Here is a 19286-nt window from a genome sequence, read left to right as displayed (position 1 = left end):
GAGGAACCCGTCATGAACCACCAAGTACATCACTTCGACATGGGCCTCTGGCTGCTGTTCCTGGCGTACATCGTCTCGGTGACCGGCTCGGTCGTCGGCCTGGCCTGCACTCGTTGCGGCGCCACCGCAACCAGTGGACGCGATCGGCTGCGCTGGCTGCTCATGGCCTCGATCGCCATTGGCGGGGTTGGCATCTGGCTCATGCACTTCATCGCGATGCTCGGCTTCGCGATCCCCAGCAGCATGGTCCGGTACCACCTGGGCTGGACGGTCGCGTCGGCCGTGATCGCGATCGTCGCGGTGTTCGTCGGGCTGATCACCATCGGCCGGGACTTCGATCTGCGCCGCCTGCTGGCCGGCGGTGTGATCACCGGCCTGGCGGTCGCGGTCATGCACTACACCGGCATGTGGGCAGTGCAGATGCAGGGCACGATGACCTACGACACCACCCTTGTCGTCCTCTCGTTCGTGATAGCCGTGGTCGCGGCCACCGCCGCGCTGTGGTTCACACTCGTCCTCGAATCACGCGGACTGCGTTTCGTCGCCGGCCTGGTCATGGGCGTCGCCGTCGTCGGCATGCACTACACCGGCATGGCCGCAGTGCGAGTGACTGTCGATCACACGATGCCGGTTCCCGCTGGGCCCGAGGTGTTCTCGTTCCTGTTCCCCGTCTTCGTGATCGGCCTGCTCGCACTCGTCGTGCCGATCACCGCCGTGATGCTGGCACCTGATCGCAACGCCGAGGAGAGCGCGGCCGAGTCACGTCCCGTGGCCGCCACGGCCGGACGGCACCGGTAAACCGGGCGCCCGCGCCGCGGCGTCAGAGGGGCCGCGCGGGAATCAGGACGCGATCAGCTCGTCGATCTGGTTGATCGCCGACGAAGCGCCCTCGACCACGCCCATGTCCAGCACCTGCTGAAGCGCTTCGGCGGAGGAGTAGGTGCTCACGTAGACCGCGCGCGTGCCGCCGTTGTGTTCGGCGGTCGAGGTCGTGTTGGACATCGGTCACGGGCATGGTTCAGTCCTCCTGGGGATCGGATGCGATCAGTTCATCGATGCGTGCGATGCGGCCACGCCAAACCTGTTCCAGCTCAGTCAACATGGACGCAACGGACCGCACTGCCTGCACGTCACCGCTGGCCAGCTGCTCACGACCGTTGCGTCGCTTGGTGATCAGCCCGGCCTTCTCCAGCACGGCGACGTGCTTCTGCACCGCGGCGAAGCTCATGTCGTACTTCGCCGCAAGCACCGAGACCGAGTGCTCCCCCGCCAGGACCCGGCGCATGATGTCCCGCCTGGTCCGGTCGGCGAGCGCGTGGAACAGGGCGTCAGCCCGGTCCTCATCGCTCTCGGTCACCAAACCAACATACAACCAATCGGTTGTATGTTGTCAAGAGGTTCGCGCCTCAGGCGAGCAGCGTGAAGCTCCTGCCGCCGGCAAGGTACGAACCGATGAACCTGCGGCACCGGACTTTTCGCTTGAAGAACTCAGCCAACCGTGAGCCGGCAGATCCTAACCCCAGTAGGAGAAGTTGCACACCGGCTTCACCTCGGTCTTGAACGACACGAGTTTGTCGCCATCCATCATGATCGTGCAGGTCAGCGCGGCACTCCCGCCGTCCGCGGCAACCTCCGATTCCAGTTTGTCGAAGACGGAGTACTGCTTCTCCCACGGAAGCGTCACGTTCGTCTCGGTCTGCTCCGTACCGCCGTTGATCCGGTAGCGGATGGTCACCGGGACACTGCCGCCGGTCACCTTCATGACCGCCGAGCCCACGGGCGCTCCGGTTGGCTCGGCCGCCTTGGGAGACTCCGCCGCCCGGGGAGGCTCGGACACCGTGGCGCTCGTCGTCTTCGCCACGGGTGTACCCGCGGTCGTAGTGCATCCTGTGGCCACCGCGGCAGCCAAGACAACAACGACACTCACCCCGGCAAGACCCCTGAACCGCATACCTGAGACTACGACGCCGGGCCGTCACATTGGCCGCAAAAACCAAGACTGCCATCGCACGTTGTCATATATTGGGCCGGCGTGTGTTCGCGACGGCTGACATTCCCGTTGGCGGCGGTCCGGACACTTCCGCGGAATGTCAAGGGGGACATCGGTAATGGTGAACAGTTCGCGCTGCCCGGAGAACGCCGGCCGCATACCACTGCGGTACGGCCTGTCGGTCGTGGCCATCGGCATCGGCATCGCAGGCGCCAGTGCCCACCCGGTGGCATGGGCGGACCCCGGCACGACCGGTTCATCGACCTCATCGGGCCAGACGTCGAGTCACTCGAGTACGGGAACCGGCCACGGACCCAAGAAGCCGACCGACCGGCGTGGCACACGTCCGAACCGGCCCTCGTCGCCCGCGAAGACCGACGCCTCCGACACTGCCGGCAAGACAGCTCCTGACCCGACGCCGTCGAACGATGACGTCAACTCCCCCGCCGCACAGCCGACTTCCACAGCGCCGCAGCCGGAGTCGATCGCCGACATCGTCCGCGGGAAACTCCGTAACATCAAGACGGCCGCACCCCTGCGGATCGATGGCACGCGCTTGGCCAAGTCCGACTTCACACCCCGCGTGACGGCGAAGCGCCCGGCGGCGATCGCCCCGTCAGCCGTCACCGACCGCGAGGACGTCGGCTCCGCCCTGTCGCCGGCTCCGGCGCCGGAACGCACGGCGACCCTCCCGGAAATCACTGCGGTCATCCAAGCCGCCCCGAAGGTCGCCGCGAACGAAATCCCCCTGACGGCGAAGGTCGCCGCGGTATCCAGCACCACCAAGACGACTCCGAAACCCCCGGAGCCGTTGTCGCCGATCGCCAAGATCGCCGAGTTGCCCGGCCGCATCGTCAACACGGTCCTGCAGGTGCTGGACATCACCGTGTCGGCCAACGGCCCGAAGAGCCCGATCAACTTCGCACCGATCAACGATGCGATCTTCGCGGCGTTCCGGGAGATCGAAGGACAGCTGGGACTGACCAAAACGCCTGCGGCGCAACCGGTGCCGCCGACCATGACCTACGACGGGCCCACGACCGGCAAGACCCCGACGGTGTCACAGTTCCTCAATGCCGCGACCGCCGCGTATGTATTCGGCGGCACCCCGGGCGACCTGAAACCGTTCGTGGTCAACGGCAAGCAGATGGAATCGACCAACGTGCTGTCGGGAATGTCCGCCAAAGCATGGGTGACGCCCGACGGCCAGATCATCATCGCCTACCAGGGCACCACGGGTGGCACGAACCTGCTGCACAATCCGCTGATCGCCGTCTCCCAGGTGATCGCCGATACGCAGGTGATCTTCACCGACACCACGCCGTGGGCCTTCACCGATTCGGTGGCCTTCGAGCGGGAGGTGGAGGCCGCCGCCATCGCGCAGGGCTACCGCAAGGAGGACATCTTCGTCACCGGCCACTCACTCGGTGGCTGGGAAGCCGCGTACGTGGCCCAGCAGACAGGCCTGGGCGGCGTCGGTTTCGAGAGCCCCGGTCTCAACACCACGGTGCCGGGCAACGGGGCTGACTCCGGGTTCGTCAACGTCCTCACCTACGGCGATACCGCGGCCTACTTCTCCACCGATATACCCGGGCTACAACCGTTCATGCCTGAGTACGTGCCCGGCGGCGGCAGCAAGCCGCACTACGGCTCGATCGTGATGATCGGTGATCCTGCCGCTGCAACGCCGTTGATCAACGCCGCGGCGCTGTGGGGCACCGGCCCCATCCGCAGCGTGATCTTCCTCGTCGACATGCTGGGCAACTTCCTCCAGTACCACCTGCCCGGCATCCAGGCCTACCACCTGGGTGTCACCCCGGATCCCGGCGTCGTGCCGTGGCTGGGGACCGCGGCGGGCCCGGTCAATGCCGACTACGCCGGCATGACGATTCCGGAACTGAAGAAAGCGGCCTCGGACGCGGGGACGCTGATCAGGCCCTGATCAAGCCGGAGCGGCGAGCCGCTGATCAGGCCTGAGCGGACTCTCGCTGAATCTGTTCTGCGGCTTCTTGTTTGATCCGCTCGAACTGCGCGGCCATGGCCTCGGACAGGGCGGTCGCACCCGACAGCGGCCGGACCATCACCATGAAGTCATCGATCTTGCCGTCGGCATCGTGATGCAGGAAGTCGCATCCGGTGATCTTCTTGCCGTCCACCGTGGCCTCGAAGACCAGCGCATGATCCTGCCCCGAGGCGTCGGCGATCTCCCGGACGTACCGGAAGTCCTCGAAGACCCGCATGACCGCACGCAGGATCGCTGCCGTGATCGGCTTGCCCGGGTACGGCTTGAACGCCACCGGGCTGGTGAACACCACGTCGTCGGCCAACAGCGCCTCGATCGCGGCCTCGTCGCGGGCCTCCACTGCCTTCCTGAACGGATGCATATGCCACCTCCAATACCCGATTCATCAACTAGCGGCGATGCTAGGCGCGACAGCTTTCAATAGTCAACATTTTGAATAATCACTTCGCTGCTAGCATCTGCTCATGGCGTTACGCGACGCAGTCCTGGCCGCGCTGCTCGACGGCGAGGCATCCGGCTATGACCTGGCCAAAGGGTTCGACGCGTCGGTCGCCAACTTCTGGATGGCCACCCCTCAGCAGCTCTACCGCGAACTGGACCGCATGGCCGCCGACGGTCTCATCGCCGCCCGGCTCGTCGAGCAGGACCGGCGACCGAACAAGCGCCTCTACTCACTGACCGACGCGGGCCGGCAGGCATTGCTCGAGTTCACCGAGGTGCCGCCGAAGCCCGGCGCGATCCGCGAAGATCTCCTCGTTCAGGTCCAGGCAGTGGATTCCGGCAATATCGAAGCGGTCCGCGACGCGCTCACCGAACGCCGGCAATGGGCCACCGCCAAACTCGCGCGTTACCGCCGCGTGCAAGACCTCCTGCTGGCCGGTCGCACCGAAGCCGCGTACCTGGCCGAGGCCGAGCGCATCGGCCCCTATCTGACATTGCTGCGCGGAATCCGGTTCGAGGAAGAGAACCTCGACTGGGCGGACCGGGCACTGGCCGTCATCGAACAGCGACTGGCCGCGGCGGGCCGGCCTCGTCGATGACGGTGTCCTGCGGCTCGGTGACCCACGCGCTGAATACCGGCACTCCACGCCAGGCCTCCGGCCCGTCATAGCGGTCCGCGCAGGCCAGCACTGCGAACGGGCGGTTGAAGCGGATCTCGATCCGGCGCACCAACACCTCGCGGAACCGCGGCACCGATCCGGCGCGCATGTCGATCGCCGTCACCGCAGCCGCCTTGAAACCTTCTCGCGTATAGGCGGCGACGGCCGACTGCCGGGCGCTGAACTCCACCGGTAGGTCCTCGGGCCGCGCGAAGCCGCGGAGCGCGCCGAACACCGGACCCACACCGGGTGCGTTCTCGAGATCGTGGTCACTCGTCGCCGACCAGGCCGGCAGGTACGTGCTCCACTCCGCGTGAACGTCGGGGCCTCCCACCCTGCGCTCGTGCCGCTCGTTCACCGTCCACGCATGCCCGTCAGCCAGTTCCTCGACCGGGACACGACGCGCCGCGCATCCGTCACCCCGCAGCATCGCCGCCACCTGATGCGCTGCGGTGTCCACATCGTGGGGCACCACCTCGGGCGCGGCGATCACGCTGAAGACATCGAGCGACGACGACGAGGGCGGTGCCGCCACCGCGACCAGCCCGGCGGCCTCGGTGTCGACCACCAGCTGGATTCCGTCCCGGAACGTCAATGCCGTGCTGATCTGTTCACCGAAGGGCCCGCCCAACTCATTCGTGGTGCCCAGCGGTTGCGCCCAGCCGATATCGGTGGCGAGCGCGGAAGCCAGTACCAGCCTGGTCAATTCGTTGAGCTGGAGCGGGAATTGGTCGATCAATCCGTTCGTCTGGGACCGCGCCCAGGCATCGGCCTGCGCCTGCTCCGGGACCGGTCCCCGCTCCACGACATCGGGCAGGGTGCGCGCCCATTCGTCGAACGCCGGCCCCAACTCGCGGTCCCACACCGCAGCGAGGGCAGACACCGCCGGGTGCGGCTCACTCAACAGAGCGCCGGCCCGCGCGGCGGCATCGTCGACCGTCGTACCGAGCGCCGCCTCGAGATCGCGCCGGAACTCTCCTGTGGCCGTCGGGCCGACCAACGCCAACAACAGCCACAGGCCCAGCGGCGAGGCCACTGCGTGCCCATTGAGCACCGACTGGTTGAACTGGGCGGCGTAGGCAGACACGAGCTCGGAGTTACTGAGGTCGGGCATGGCCGAACCATATCGGCCGATCGTGACCGGTAATCGGGTACTTGATTACTCGCAACGACGCCCGCCAGAGGTGCCACGATTCACCGGAGCCGGAGCTGAAGGAGGTCCGCGATGGCATTGCCCGCGCTGGTTCTCGTGCACGGCGGCGGCATTCGTGTTCCGTTCAAGAGGGTCGCCCTCCGTGGAGTGAGGCGGAACCGTCCCAGCGTGACACCGAAGTGGCTGGTGCGATTCGCGTATCTGAACGGGGTGCCCCGCGTCCGTCGCCGGTTCATGGCAGGCAAACTTCACTCGGAATCGATTGCCGTCATGGCGGAGAAAGTGTCCCGGCGCGGAATGCCGGTCGATGTCCCGCGCACCTGGATCTTCACCCTGCGCGATCGCGCGCTGAGACCGAAACGGCAACGCACCTACATCGAGGCGCTCGGCGGGGTGCACACCCTCATCGAGATGGACACCTGTCACTGCCTGATGGTGAGTGAGCCCGAGCGGCTGGCCCGGATTCTCATCGAGCGCTGCCGGTTGTACGCGTAATGGCGGTCAGACGTTAGTGTGCTTTCGTCGGCTTCAGCGAACGGGCCGATAGAAAAGTTGAGCAAATTCATGACCGCAGCACCAGAAGCATCGGCGCTCGAAGCCCGCGTCGGCCACTACTACGAGGCAGACGGCCTCTACCTGGTCGGCCGCGAGAAGGTCCGCGAGTACGCCCGTGCCGTGCAGGACTACAACCCCGCACACTGGGACGTCGACGCCGCCGCGAAGCTGGGCTACTCGGGCCTGGTCGCGCCGCTGACCTTCACCTCGACCCCGGCCATGGCCTGCAACCGGCGCATGTTCGAGTCGATCGTCGTCGGCTATGACACCTACCTGCAGACCGAAGAGGTCTTCGAGCAGCACCGCCCGATCGTGGCCGGCGACGAGCTGCACGTCGACGTCGAGCTGACGTCGGTCCGCCGGATCGCCGGTCGGGACATGATCACCGTCACCAACACCTTCACGGACCGGGCCGGCGAGCGCGTGCACACCCTGCACACCACCGTCGTCGGCGTCACCGCCGAAGATCTCAATCCGGAGATCAAGACCGCCGTCCAGCGGGCGATGATGCACGACGTCGACATCTTCGGAGTAGGCGACGACGAGTACGAGAAGACCGTCCGCCCCGAGGGCGAGATCCGGATCGCCGAGAGCACCACCCGCACGCCGGGTACCCCGTCCTTCGATGACCTGAAGGTCGGCGACGAGATCGGCGTGCACCACACCCGGCTGTCCCGCGGCGACCTGGTGAACTATGCCGGCGTGGCCGGCGATGCCAACCCGATCCACTGGGACGAGGACATCGCCAAGCTGGCCGGGCTGCCCGACGTGATCGCACACGGAATGCTCACCATGGGCCTGGGTGCCGGATTCGTCTCCACCTGGTCGGGCGATCCGGGGGCCGTCACCCGCTACGCCGTGCGGCTGTCCCAGCCCGCGATCGTGTCGGCCAAGGAAGGCGCTGACATCGAGTTCAGCGGCAAGATCAAGTCGCTTGACCCGGAGACCCGCAACGGTGTCGTCATCGTCGCCGCAAAGGCCGACGGCAAGAAGATCTTCGGCCTGGCGACGATGAACATCCGCTTCAGCTGACCCGCTGAAGCCGCCTCACGACGCCACCTCGGCCGGATCGCGCTGGATCGGCTTGGGCCACGGCGAGCGCGGCGGACGAGGACGCACCCGCTGGGGCCACCAGAACCACCGCCCGAGCAGGGTGGCGATGGACGGCGTCATCAGCGCCCGGATCACGAACGTGTCGAACAGCAAGCCGAGGCCGATTGTCGTGCCGACCTGGCCGATGACGATCAATTTGCTCACCGCCATCGACGCCATGGTGAACGCGAACACCAGACCCGCCGCGGTGACCACGGGGCCGCTGCCGCCCATGGCGCGAATGGTGCCGGTCTTCAAGCCGGCGTGGATTTCCTCTTTCATTCTCGACACCAGAAGCAGGTTGTAGTCCGCCCCCACGGCCACCAGCACGATGACCGACATCGGCAGCACCATCCAGTGCAACGGGATGCCGACGAGATGTTGCCAGAGCACCACCGACAGGCCGAAGGCGGTGGCCAGGCTGACCACGACCGTGCCGACGATGACGGCGGCGGCCACCAGGGCCCGGGTGAGGATCATCATGATGATCAGGATCAACATGAGCGCGGCCGTTGCCGCGATGAGCAAGTCGTAGTTGGCGCCCTGCTGCATGTCCTTGAACATCGCTGCGGTACCGCCGAGGTAGACCGACGATCCCTCCCACGGTGTTCCCTTGATCGCTGCCGCCGCAGCTGTTTTGAGCGCCTCGGAACGAGCTGTACCCTCCGGGGTCAGCGGATCGCCTTCGTGAATGATGGTGAACCGCACGGCCTTCCCGTCTGGCGACATCATCAGTTTCATTCCCCGTTGGAAGTCGTCGGTTTCGAAGGCTTCCGGAGGAATGTAGAACGAGTCGTCGTTCTGGGCTTTGTCGAACGCCTCACCCATCGCGGTGCTGTCCTTCTGCTGGGCCATGGTCTGGTCCTGCTGGGTCTTCTGAACCTGATACTGATTGAGCATCATCTGTTTCTGGTTCTTCATCGACTGGATCATCGACGGCATCAATGCGACCAATTGCGGCATCAGGGCGTCCAGGCGCTCCAGGTCGGGTACGAGATCCTGAATGTCGTCAGACAACGTGTTGATTCCGTCGAGAGTGTCGAATATCGACCGCAGCGACCAACAGATGGGGATGTTGAAACAGTGCGGTTCCCAGTAGAAGTAGTTTCGGATCGGCCGGAAGAAGTCATCAAAGTCGGCAATGTGGTCGCGAACCTCATTGGTATCCGTCGACGTCTTCTTCGTCTTCTGCACCATGCTGTGGGTGACCGCAGCCATCTGCTGGGTGATGGACTGCATCTTCTCCATGGTGTCGATGGAGGTCTGCATCTCGCCGGCCTGGGCCAGGATGTTGGCGATGACGCCCTGCTGGTAGTCGTTGCCCATGATCTGGCCGGTACCGCTCTGGCTCAGCGTGTACGGGATCGTCGAGTGTTCGATCGGCTTGCCATCGGGTCGGGTGATGGTCTGCACCTGGGCGATACCGGGCACCTGCGCCAGCGCCTTCGCGATCTTGTTGATCACCAGGAAGTCGGCCGGATTCCGCATATCGTGGTCGGTCTCGATCATCATCACGTCCGGATTCATCCTGGCCTCGGAGAAATGCCGGGTCGCCGCCGCGTATCCGACATTGGCCGACACGTCGGGGGGCAGATATCTGCGATCGTTGTAGATGGTGTGGTAGCCGGGCAGCGCGAGCAGGCCGATCAGGCACGCCGACACCGCGACCACCAGCAGTGGGCCGGGCCAGCGGACGGCCAGGGTACCGACCCGGCGCCACCCTCTGGATTTCGACTTCCCCCTGGGCTCCAGGAACCGGCCCCAGCGACTGGCTATCGAGATGAGCGCGGTTCCCAACGTCAGGGCTGTCGCGACAACGAACACCATGCCGACGGCCAGGGGGTAGCCCATCGTCTGGAAGTACGGCAACCGGGTGAAGTGCAGGCAGAAGGTGGCGCCCGCGATGGTCAGGCCGGAGGCCAGTACCACGTGGGCTGTCCCGTGAAACATGGTGTAGTACGCCGATTCTCGATCCTCGCCGGCCCTGCGCGCCTCGTGGTAGCGGCCGATCAGGAAGATCCCGTAGTCGGTGACCGCGGCGATGGCCAAGGTCACCACCATGTTGGTCGCGAAGGTGGTCAGGCCAAAGACGTTGTAGTAGCCCAGAAATGCGACCAGCCCGCTGGCACCCGTCAGTCCGGCGACGAGCAGTACGCACAGCAGGAGCGTTGTGGTCACGGATCGGTAGATCACCAACAGCATGACGACGATGACCCCGAAGGTGACCATCTCGATCATCCGCATGCTCTCGTCGCCGACCCTGTTCTGATCCGAGCTGGTCGCCGCCGCGCCTGTCACATACGCCTTGATCCCCGGCGGCGCCGGGCTGTTCTCGGCAATCTGACGAACGGCATCCACCGACTCGTTGGCCAATGCCTCGCCTTGATCGCCGGCGAGATACACCTGGACATAAGCGGCCTTGCCGTCGACGCTCTGGGCTCCCGCGGCAGTGAACGAGTCACCCCACAGGTCCTGCACGTGCTCCACATGTTTGGTGTCGGCGCGCAGGTCGCGGACCATCTGGTCATAGAAGGCGTGCGCCTCGGCGCCCAACTTGTCCTGGCCCTCGATCACGATCATCACCGAGCTGCTACTGCGGTATTCCTCGAATTCTGTGCCGATGCGTTTGATGGCGATCATCGATGGTGCATCGTTGGGGCTCATCGACACCGACCGCATCTTGCCTACAGCCTCGAGTTGCGGCACAACGGTGTTGAGTATCGCGATCATGGCGATCCAGACCACGATGATCGGGACAGCGAAGATCCGGATGAACCGGGGGATCGCCGGGCGCGACCTGTGAGGAGGCCCCGGAACGGGAGCGGTCGGGGCGTCGTCCACCGGCGCGCTCATGCTGCCTTCACCAAGCAGAAGGTTTGTGCATTGGCGCCGGTACTGGTGCGTTCGTCCTTGACCACGTCATCGACGGTGATCCGGCAGCCGATGCTCTGGCCGTCGGTCTGGGCCAGGACGTTCGGAGACGACGAGGGCGCCGTGGTCGTCAACGTCAAGGTCCATGGCAGCGGGACGGTTCCGGTGCGCTGCGGAATGCCGTCGAGGTCCTTGTAGTTGATCACGGCCGTGGAGCCCGAGCCGAACACCTCATAGGTGACGACCTTGGGATTGAATTTCTCCGCGGTGTCCGCGCCGATCGGTGTCACCAGCACCGGATGGGCACCGAAGATGGTCCGCAGGTGCGACACCGTGAGCACACCCACTGTCAGGGCAACCATGATGGCGATCGGTAGCCAGACCTTCCGGAATACTTTTGTCATCGCCGCTGCCTCCCGAAGTTGACGAATGCAACCTTCGGCCACCCGACGACCCGGCCCTTTTCCCAAGGCCATCGAACACGTGACCGCGGCACACGTGTCGGAAACCTATTGGCAGCTGTCATCGTCCAGGCCCTTCGACGTTTCGAATGGCCACAGGATTTGGTGGTCGTGGTCAGCTTAAGGAGCAAACCTCGGCTGCCGGATGAAAACGCGACGAAATGCGTGGTAGAGAGCTCAATCCGGCAGGTGCAGGCGCGAGCGCAGCACGGGAAGTCCCGGGCCCGCGAGATGGTCGAACGCGACGGTGCGTCCGCACACCGCCAGCATCAGCGCGACGCCCGGACCGGTGATGACCTGGCCGTCACCCCATGTCCGCCCGGTGTCCGCGTCGTGCAACGCGATACCCCGCAGGCGCCGGTGCGGGAAGAAACCGAGCTGCGTTCGGCTGGTGAGGAAATCGAGCACCCGCGCGACATGCTGCGGATCCGGGTGATGCGGAAGCCCCAGTGGTAACCGCATGTCGGCACCGTGTACCAACACGTCGGTCAGGCCTGACAGCGGACCTGTGACCGGTGGGCTCAGTCTGTGGCCGGCCCGGCCGCGCAGTGTCTCAGCTATTTCAGCCGCAGACGCTTGCGCGCGGCGACGGGCCAGCGCGTCGATCCCGCGGTCGATGCTGCCGTGCCGAAGACCGCTGGCCAGAAAGCCCCAGAACCCATCGGTGAAATCGCTGACCAGATGTGCCGCAACGGTTTTGACGTCCCAGCCGGCGCACAGGCTCGGCGTGGCCAGCTGGTCTTCGTCCAGCCCTTCGACCAGGGTGGCGATCGACCGGCGCTCGTCGGCCACCGCTGCGAACACCCGCTCGCGTTCCTCCGGGCCCAGCCGCACGGTTCAGTCCGTTCAGCCTGGGACGTTCGCCTTCAACGAGGCCAGCGCGCCGGTGCTCAGCTCGGCCAGCTCCTGCGCCTCGGCCGGATCGAGAGCGGCCGCGAAGATCTCGGCCATTCGCCGGTTGGTCGCCTGCTCGATCTCGGCGTAACGGTCCTTCTTGTCTGCGCCGTCGGCGAACGGTTCGGGCCAACCGAACATCGTGGTGTACTGCGGACCCTTGTTCAGCATGTGCGCCTCAACCGGTGCGATGCCCGAGATCGTGAGCGCGTTGAAGTGCACACCGGCGCGCAGTTCGCGGAGCACGAACATCACCTGCAACGCCCGCGCGGCGGGATCCTCGTCCAACGGCATCGCACGCCACCCGGCGTACAGCGGCAGCCCCGCGATCGGCGCCGCGGCGATGAGCTTCTCTCCCAAGGCGGCGATGCGGTCCAGCCCCTGGGCACCGGACAGGTACTTACGCCCGAACTCCGCGGCCTGATCCCAATACTGTTGCGCCGCACCGGCTGCACCGCGCACCGCAATGCCCTCGTCCCACATCGCAGCCAACCCGTTCGGTTCGAACACCGCGAAGACCGCACTGACGGTGGCGCCCGTCGCCTCGCCCAGCACTCCGCCGCGGCCGGCCACGTAGCCCGCCAACGGGTTCTCGTAGCCGGCGGCAACACTGGCACCGAAGTTCTCCGGATGCAGCATGAAGATCGCTACCGCCTGCTCCATCGCCGTTCCCGTGGCTGCGGCAGCGTCCAGCATGTCGGTGTTGCTCATGGCAGTGACTCCTATCTGGCGAGATCCCATTGGCCGTAATCGGCAGCGAGAACATCGTTCACGTCAACATGGATGCCGTCGATCACGAAGCCCGGATCGGACGCGGTGACGACTTCCCTCTGGAACAGTACGGCGGCCGGTTCACGCTCCCCACGTGACCATGCCTTGGTCTGCCAGGCCCACCGATAGCCCGGGCTGGTCGAGGATCCGACGACACCGTCGGCGATGGCCCACCCGCACTGACGGCGGCCGCCGTAGATTCCGGTACGGGCGGCGCCCAGGACCGAGTTGATGCCCCGAAACCATTGGACTGCCTGGCTTTTCCACGTTGAGGCATCGATATCCTCATCGACGCTGAAGAAGATCGGAGCCGTCGCGGGGCCCCCGGCCGCCGTGTGCAGCCCCAGCGCCGTCTGCGCATCGGCCACTCCCCCGTCGTAGCCGCGGGTGAAGTCCGACGGCGTCGGCCAGCCCGGCTTGCCGAACTGATAGCAACTGACGATCTGAAGGCCCGCCGCCCGCAGGCGGTCCGCGTAGTCCCGGTTGACCGGTTTGAAATCGAATGTGGCTCCGGGCCGCAGTTCGGAGACGTAGACCAGCGCGCCGCCGAAGCCCGCGGACTTGATCTGCTCGGGCTGGACCAACCGGTCGGCGAAATCGACGAGTTGCAGGCCATCGGCAGATGCCGTCGGCGTGCCGGCCGACGCGGCCAGCGCTCCCGGCACGGCCAATGCCGGCGCGAACAGCGCCGCATACCTGAGCACTTCGCGCCGTGAGGCAGATCGCGTCACGGACCGAAGCGTATCCGCGGATCCGGCCCAACTCCACCCCCGGGGATTGGTTACATTCGGGTTCGTTCGCGAAACAGGTCCGTACCGGGGACAGATGAACCACAATGGCTAGTCGCAGCTAACTACCGAAACCCTGGCAGAACCACCGTGGCACGAGACGTGATCGCCGTCGACACAACGCTCGATCACCCATGTCCGGATATCTGGCCCATCCTGGCGGCACCGGATCTGTACCCACGGTTCTTTCGTGGCATCGGGTCGTGCGAGCAGGCTGCCGGCGACCCGCAGCTCTTCGAGGTCCGTCTGTCCACCTCTCGCGGTGCCGTCGTCGTTCACGAGATGCGCCGGACGGTCCGCCTGTCGGGCATGGAGTTGCGCCTTGATGCAACGCAGACGGGGCGTTGTTTCGCCTCGATCCGCCTGACTCCCGAAGGAGGCGGTGCTCGGATCGCATTGAGGATCTTCGCGGTCGGCACGCTCCATGCCGACATCGCAAAAGCCAGCGACAACGCTGTCGAGAGCTGGATCCGTGAAGGGCTGCAGCGAATCTCGGACCACCTCGAAGGCAAGCCGTCCTCGCAGCTGGTCAACATGGGCGATGGGCGATCTCTGCAACTCAACGTGTTGAAGACCATGATCACCAGCGGTGTGGTGCGCGCGTCTCGACCCGATCGCGGCCTTCGCCAACTCAATTCGCTCGCCAAATGGGGATTCACGCTCGCCGGCGGCCTCACCGCCGCAGCCGTGCGATCGCCGCGCACAACAGCGTCGATCGACGGGGACGGGACGTCGACCTACGCGGACGTGGCCGAGCGCACCACACGCTTGGCATCGGGCCTTGCCGTAATCGGTTTCACCAGCGACAGCACGTTCGCGGTTCTCGCCCGCAACCACTCGGCGATGGTCGAGTGCATGGTGGCATCGAGCAAGCTGGGTGCAGACCTGGTGTTGCTCAACACCGGCCTTGCCGCCCGCGCGATCGAAGAGATCATCAACCGCCACGGCGTCGACGCCATATTCGTCGACGGCGACTTCGAATCGGAGGTTCGGTACGTCTCCGCGGATATCCCGCGAATTTCGATACACGCGAATTCGGCTACGCGGCATCGGCGCTCGCTGGACGATCTCATTTCCACCGGCACCGGCGCCGCACCGGTGGCGCCACCGAAACAACCCGGCAAGCTGGTGGCTCTCACCTCGGGCACCACCGGCACGCCCAAGGGTGCCCGACGGCCCACGCCGCCCGGCTTCGGCGCCATCGCGGCGATGTTGTCGCGCATGCCGCTGCACCGTGGCGAAGTGATGCTGCTGTGCGCGCCGCTGTTTCACACCTGGGGTCTCGCCGCGCTGCAGGTGAGCACCCCGCTGCTGGCCACGGTGGTGCTGATGGAACGGTTCGACGCCGAAGAATGCCTCAAAGCCATTGAGCGCCACCGCTGCACCGTGGTGATCCTGGTTCCGGTGATGTTGCAGCGCATTCTCGAGTTGCCGGCCGCAGTGGTCAGCAGATACGACACGTCGTCGCTGAAGGTGGTGGCCAGCAGCGGGTCGCCGATTCCGGGCGCGGCCGTCACCAAGTTCATGGAAACCTTCGGCGACGTTCTCTACAACTTCTACGGATCCACCGAGGTGTCCTGGGCGACGATCGCCGATCCCGCCGACCTGCGCGTCGCCCCCACCACGGCGGGCCGGCCGCCGCTCGGTACCCGCGTCGCCATCCTCGACAACCGCGGCAACATCGCGCCGGCCGGCACCGTCGGTCGCATCTTCGTCGGCAACGACATGCTGTTCGACGGCTACACGAACGCGACCTCGCCTGCCGTCGAGGACAGGCTGATGGACACCGGCGATCTCGGGTACCTGGATGCCAGCGGACGTCTGTTCGTCGCCGGGCGGGACGACGACATGATCATCTCCGGCGGCGAGAACGTTTTTCCCCGGCCGGTCGAAGAAGCTCTCGCCGTCCTGCCACAGGTCGCCGATGTGGCGGTGGTCGGCGTGCCAGATCCCGAGTTCGGCCAGCGTCTGGCGGCCTTCGTGGTCCGCACCGAGGGGGCGTCACTCGACGAAGACACCGTCAAGAACTACGTGCGGAACCGACTGAGCCGCTTCTCGATTCCGCGCGACGTGACATTCGTCGATCAGCTCCCGCGCACCGCCACGGGAAAAGTCTTGAAGCGTCATCTGATCGAGGGCCAGTTTCCGCTGGAGATGGGATGGCCGGATCCGCGGTGAACCTTCGGTGCCCCGTGGGCGTATTCCTCCGGGAAACCAGCCCCCAACTACCGAGTTCGGAAGGTCGCCAATGGACCGGAAATCGATCGTGCCCTCATCGTGGCGCAGCACTTCACCCAGCCGGCGCAGCGTCCTGGTCGGGATCGCGGCCGTCGGCGGGTTCCTGGCTGCCGACCTCGGCGCGGTGCTGTACGCGCGTGGTCCGCTCGGATCACAGCGGCGACTGACCCCTCAGGCATTCGTCGACGCGTTCCACCGGGTCGCCGGGATCCACCCCGGCTATCGCCTCAATCACGCCAAGGGGGTTGCGGTCAGTGGCTACTTCGACAGCAACGGTGCGGGTGCCGACGTGACCACGGCCGCAGTCTTCCGCGTCGGCCGCACTCCCCTGGTCGGACGGTTCTCCGTGCCGGGAGGCAACCCCACGGTGTCCGATACCACCGCGGCCCCACGCGGCCTGGGGTTGGCGATCGGATATCCCGATGGCCAGCAATGGCGGACCGCAATGCTGAACCTGCCGGTATTCCAGGACAATTCGGTGCAGGGTTTCTATGACCGCTTGCTGGCTTCCAAACCGGTGCCTGATACCGGGAAGCCGGATCCCGCCGCCATGGCCCGTTTCTTGACCGCCCACCCCGAAACCGCCAGGGCGATGTCGACGATCAAGCAGCAACCCCCCACCTCGGGTTTTGCCGACAGCACCTTCCGCGGGCTCAACGCCTTCTACTTCGTCAACGCAGCGGGTGAGCGTATACCGGTGCGATGGTCGCTGATCCCGCTACAGGAGGTGAAGCCACCCTCCACATCGCCGGCCGGCCCGAACTGGCTGTTCGACAACGCTATTCGCGATATCCGGTCCGGCCCGTTGCGCTGGCGGTTTCTCGTGACGATCGGTGAACCGGAGGACGACGTGCGCGATGCGACCAGCGCATGGCCTGCGGATCGCCTCACGATCGACACCGGGACCGTGGTGCTCGACTCGATAGCGACGGAATCGGCCGGAAACGCCCGTGACGTCAACTTCGACCCCATGGTGCTACCGGATGGGATCGAGCCCTCGGAAGACCCACTGCTGCCTGCGCGTTCGGCGGTGTATGCGGCGTCGTTCCGCCGCCGTGCCGGCGTTGCCGGAGCGGCCCCACAGGTCGAGACCGGGGAGGTGGCGCGATGATCGCCTCGGCCCCACAATCCGGTTCCCGCTACGCCCTCGGCACCCGCGTCCTGCACTGGTTGGCCGCAGCGCTCGTGTTCAGCACGCTGCTCGTCGGGTTCGTCCTGGCCAACTCTCTGGCGGACTACGCAGTGCTGCTCAGCGTGCACAAAGCTCTCGGTGCCCTGGTGTTCCTGGTATTCGTGGTCCGTCTGATCAACAGGCTCACTGATCGCGGGCCCGCCCTGCCTGCCACGGTCGGGCGAGTCGAGCGCATCGCCGTCATCGGCTCTGAGCTCGGCATGTACGTGCTGCTGCTGGCGCAGCCGCTGCTGGGGTGGGCAATGCTGTCGGCGAGCGGAGTCCCCGTCGTGTTGGGCGGCGTACGGCTGCCACCGATCGCCCCGGTGGACGCTGACCTGTACGGCCTGCTTCGTAACGGCCACTCGATCATGGCCTACGGCCTGGTCGTGCTGATCGCCGCACACGTGTCGGCGGTGCTTCTGCACACACTGACACTGCGCGATGGCATGTTGCGCCGAATGACTTTCGGAAGCGATGAACCTATCGAGCTGCGCCGGCGTACGTAAGCCCGTGGATATCAATCGGATGAGAAGAACTGTTGGTGCGGGCCTGTTTTCCGCCGGCATGGTGGCGGGACTGATCGCGCCGGGTTACGCACACGCCGAGGAGCCGGTCACCCCGGCACCGATCACCGCGAAGCAGACGTCGGACCTGGGCGAGATCGTCATCGACGCTGAGGGAATGACGGTATATGCCTTCCAGGGCGACACCCCCGCAAGCAGCGGATGCGATGAGGACTGCCTGCAGAAATGGCCGGCCGTCATTGCCCCCGACCCCCTACCGGCGCAAGCGACCGGAGTTGATGGAGTATTGGGTGTGTACCTACGTCCCGACGGCACCCGCCAGTTGACCTTGAACGCGCGCCCGCTCTACACGTTCGTCCAGGACAAAACGGCCGGGCAGCATAACGGCGTGGGAAAGCAACTCGGCGACTCCAAGTGGGGCGTCGTGCAATCTGACGGGTTCCCGCGGTACTGAGCCGTGCTGAACCGTCCACGACGTCGCCGATCGTCAGCCGCACAGCTTGGTCGTGCGGCTGACGATCAGCTCTTGACCATGCTGTACACCATCCACGGCGATGCCGTCCGACGGTTCGTCGCCGGCCACGTCGTCGATGTACAACACCGTGAGGACGTCGTGCAGGAGACGTTTGCCCGGGCATGGAAGAACATCGACCAGATCGACACAGACGACGGCAATCCCAGATCCTTCCTGTTCACGATTGCCCGCAACGTCATCGTCGATCAATGGCGGCGACGGTCACGGCGAGGCGAAGTGCTCGTCGAGACCGATATCGCGTTGCCCAGCGCTGATGCCGTCAACAAGTCTCTGGAGCGGATCGTCATCGGTGAATCCCTGCAACGGTTGTCCCCCGAACATCGCGAGGTGGTCAAGGCGCTGTACTTCGATGACCTCACACTGGCTGAAGCAGCGGATAGGCTCAATGTTGCTGTGGGTACCGTGAAGTCACGCAGTTACTACGCAGTGCGCGCATTGCGGGCGGTGTTCGACGAGATGGGGCTGCTGTGATCGACGAACCTCATGTCCTTCTGGGCGCCTACATCCTCGGCGGACTCGACGCCGAGGAACGCGGACAGTTCGAGGCGCACCTCAGAGAATGTGCGCAGTGCCGCGCTCAAGTCGCCGATTTCGCGCCCCTTCCGGCACTCCTGAGCAAGATCGACCCGGTAGACCTGGAAACCGAACCCGCCGACCGTGCCGAGTCGGAACTGGCGCTGCGCGACATGCTCGCCGCACGACGTGCGGCAGCGAACCGCCGGGTCCGCCGCCGGGTGGTCGTGGGCGCGTGCGCTGCGGCGATCGCGGCCGTCGCACTGGTGTTGGTCATCCCGCGCAGTGAGCCGGCTCCGCCGGGTACGGGCACCTTTGCGATGCATTCGGTAGCCGCCGCCGGAGCCTCTGGATCGGTGACCCTGACGCCCAAGCCGTGGGGGACCGCCATCGTGCTCGACCTGGACCACCTACCAACCGACGGTGTATTCACACTGCGGACGATGGACGAAAGCGGACAGATGCAGCCGGCGGCCACCTGGGCGGCAATGCCGACCGGGGCAGGGGTCGTGCAAGGGGCGACATCCATTCCGATGCCAAAGCTACGAAAGCTCAACATCGTCGACGCAAACAACACCGTCCTGGCCACGGTGGAGCGCTAGCT

General features: G+C 65.6%; 20 protein-coding genes and 1 pseudogene. 11 read left to right on the top strand and 10 right to left on the bottom strand.

Annotation, left to right across the window (positions count from 1 at the left end):
* Positions 1-12 precede the first annotated feature (12 nt).
* A complete protein-coding gene (locus tag ACWEFV_RS17000; RefSeq protein WP_135459618.1) occupies positions 13-798 on the top strand; it encodes an MHYT domain-containing protein in 786 nt (261 codons plus the stop codon).
* A gap of 42 nt (positions 799-840) precedes the next feature.
* On the opposite strand, the pseudogene ACWEFV_RS16995 reads toward ACWEFV_RS17000, so the two are convergent.
* The 3 genes and pseudogenes from ACWEFV_RS16995 to ACWEFV_RS16985 all read right to left on the bottom strand — a co-directional run.
* Positions 841-978 (bottom strand): annotated as a pseudogene (locus ACWEFV_RS16995) (SRPBCC family protein); the annotation flags it as partial.
* A 40-nt stretch (positions 979-1018) separates the two neighbouring features.
* On the bottom strand, positions 1019-1357 hold the full coding sequence (locus ACWEFV_RS16990) for an ArsR/SmtB family transcription factor (protein WP_210115608.1): 339 nt from the start codon (positions 1355-1357) through the stop codon (positions 1019-1021).
* Positions 1358-1513: 156 nt separating this feature from the next.
* Positions 1514-1861, bottom strand: a complete 348-nt coding sequence (locus tag ACWEFV_RS16985; RefSeq protein ID WP_450071011.1) for a hypothetical protein — start codon at positions 1859-1861, stop codon at positions 1514-1516.
* 247 nt (positions 1862-2108) lie between these two features.
* On the opposite strand from ACWEFV_RS16985, the gene ACWEFV_RS16980 reads away from it, so the two are divergent.
* On the top strand, positions 2109-3932 hold the full coding sequence (locus ACWEFV_RS16980; RefSeq protein ID WP_450071010.1) for a hypothetical protein: 1824 nt from the start codon (positions 2109-2111) through the stop codon (positions 3930-3932).
* 25 nt (positions 3933-3957) lie between these two features.
* Here the strand turns inward: ACWEFV_RS16980 and ACWEFV_RS16975 are convergent, their stop codons facing one another.
* The gene (locus ACWEFV_RS16975) at positions 3958-4374 is read right to left on the bottom strand and encodes a nuclear transport factor 2 family protein (RefSeq protein WP_135459623.1); all 417 of its coding nucleotides are present in this window, start codon (positions 4372-4374) and stop codon (positions 3958-3960) included.
* A gap of 103 nt (positions 4375-4477) precedes the next feature.
* Here ACWEFV_RS16975 and ACWEFV_RS16970 point away from each other — a divergent pair, with 103 nt between their 5' ends.
* A complete protein-coding gene (locus ACWEFV_RS16970) occupies positions 4478-5053 on the top strand; it encodes a PadR family transcriptional regulator (RefSeq protein WP_135459624.1) in 576 nt (191 codons plus the stop codon).
* Here ACWEFV_RS16970 and ACWEFV_RS16965 read toward each other — a convergent pair.
* Positions 5010-6227, bottom strand: coding sequence for a hypothetical protein (locus ACWEFV_RS16965; protein WP_450071009.1), 1218 nt, complete (start codon positions 6225-6227; stop codon positions 5010-5012). The genes ACWEFV_RS16970 and ACWEFV_RS16965 overlap by 44 nt on opposite strands.
* Positions 6228-6338: 111 nt before the next feature.
* On the opposite strand from ACWEFV_RS16965, the gene ACWEFV_RS16960 reads away from it, so the two are divergent.
* Together ACWEFV_RS16960 and ACWEFV_RS16955 are read left to right on the top strand one after the other, a co-directional pair.
* The gene (locus ACWEFV_RS16960; protein WP_210115609.1) at positions 6339-6761 is read left to right on the top strand and encodes a hypothetical protein; all 423 of its coding nucleotides are present in this window, start codon (positions 6339-6341) and stop codon (positions 6759-6761) included.
* Positions 6762-6830: 69 nt separating this feature from the next.
* Complete coding sequence (locus ACWEFV_RS16955; RefSeq protein ID WP_135459627.1) at positions 6831-7853, top strand: fused (3R)-hydroxyacyl-ACP dehydratase subunits HadA/HadB; 1023 nt, start codon at positions 6831-6833, stop codon at positions 7851-7853.
* Positions 7854-7868: 15 nt separating this feature from the next.
* On the opposite strand, the gene ACWEFV_RS16950 is transcribed toward ACWEFV_RS16955, so the two are convergent.
* From ACWEFV_RS16950 to ACWEFV_RS16930, 5 genes are all read right to left on the bottom strand, one after another.
* Positions 7869-10766: an MMPL/RND family transporter gene (locus tag ACWEFV_RS16950; protein WP_135459628.1), complete on the bottom strand. Its 2898-nt coding sequence runs from the start codon at positions 10764-10766 to the stop codon at positions 7869-7871.
* Positions 10763-11188: an MmpS family transport accessory protein gene (locus ACWEFV_RS16945; protein WP_044514215.1), complete on the bottom strand. Its 426-nt coding sequence runs from the start codon at positions 11186-11188 to the stop codon at positions 10763-10765. The genes ACWEFV_RS16950 and ACWEFV_RS16945 overlap by 4 nt, the downstream gene beginning before the upstream one ends.
* A 234-nt stretch (positions 11189-11422) precedes the next feature.
* Positions 11423-12079 (bottom strand): maleylpyruvate isomerase family mycothiol-dependent enzyme, encoded by a 657-nt coding sequence (locus ACWEFV_RS16940; RefSeq protein WP_135459629.1) that lies wholly within the window; start codon positions 12077-12079, stop codon positions 11423-11425.
* Between the two features lie 12 nt (positions 12080-12091).
* On the bottom strand, positions 12092-12850 hold the full coding sequence (locus ACWEFV_RS16935) for an SCO6745 family protein (RefSeq protein WP_450071008.1): 759 nt from the start codon (positions 12848-12850) through the stop codon (positions 12092-12094).
* Between the two features lie 11 nt (positions 12851-12861).
* Positions 12862-13641 (bottom strand): DUF1906 domain-containing protein, encoded by a 780-nt coding sequence (locus ACWEFV_RS16930; RefSeq protein WP_450071007.1) that lies wholly within the window; start codon positions 13639-13641, stop codon positions 12862-12864.
* 147 nt (positions 13642-13788) lie between these two features.
* Between ACWEFV_RS16930 and ACWEFV_RS16925 the strand changes: the two genes are divergently transcribed.
* From ACWEFV_RS16925 to ACWEFV_RS16900, 6 genes are all read left to right on the top strand, one after another.
* Positions 13789-15876: an AMP-binding protein gene (locus ACWEFV_RS16925; RefSeq protein WP_450071006.1), complete on the top strand. Its 2088-nt coding sequence runs from the start codon at positions 13789-13791 to the stop codon at positions 15874-15876.
* 70 nt (positions 15877-15946) lie between these two features.
* Positions 15947-17047 (top strand): catalase family peroxidase, encoded by a 1101-nt coding sequence (locus tag ACWEFV_RS16920; RefSeq protein ID WP_450071005.1) that lies wholly within the window; start codon positions 15947-15949, stop codon positions 17045-17047.
* Positions 17044-17616 carry a cytochrome b gene (locus ACWEFV_RS16915; protein WP_450071004.1) on the top strand — a complete coding sequence of 191 codons (573 nt, stop codon included), beginning with the start codon at positions 17044-17046 and terminating at the stop codon, positions 17614-17616. The genes ACWEFV_RS16920 and ACWEFV_RS16915 overlap by 4 nt, the downstream gene beginning before the upstream one ends.
* Positions 17617-17635: 19 nt before the next feature.
* Positions 17636-18088, top strand: a complete 453-nt coding sequence (locus tag ACWEFV_RS16910; protein ID WP_450071003.1) for a COG4315 family predicted lipoprotein — start codon at positions 17636-17638, stop codon at positions 18086-18088.
* 3 nt (positions 18089-18091) lie between these two features.
* Complete coding sequence (locus ACWEFV_RS16905) at positions 18092-18640, top strand: sigma-70 family RNA polymerase sigma factor (RefSeq protein WP_286175232.1); 549 nt, start codon at positions 18092-18094, stop codon at positions 18638-18640.
* Positions 18637-19284 (top strand): zf-HC2 domain-containing protein, encoded by a 648-nt coding sequence (locus ACWEFV_RS16900; RefSeq protein WP_450071002.1) that lies wholly within the window; start codon positions 18637-18639, stop codon positions 19282-19284. Before ACWEFV_RS16905 ends, ACWEFV_RS16900 begins: the two co-directional genes overlap by 4 nt.
* The last annotated feature ends 2 nt before the right edge of the window (positions 19285-19286 follow it).

The sequence above is a fragment of the Mycobacterium sp. NPDC004974 genome, from assembly GCF_053600815.1.
The sequence above is the reverse complement of the archived record's forward strand: the minus strand, read 5'-3'. Positions and strand labels throughout refer to the sequence as shown.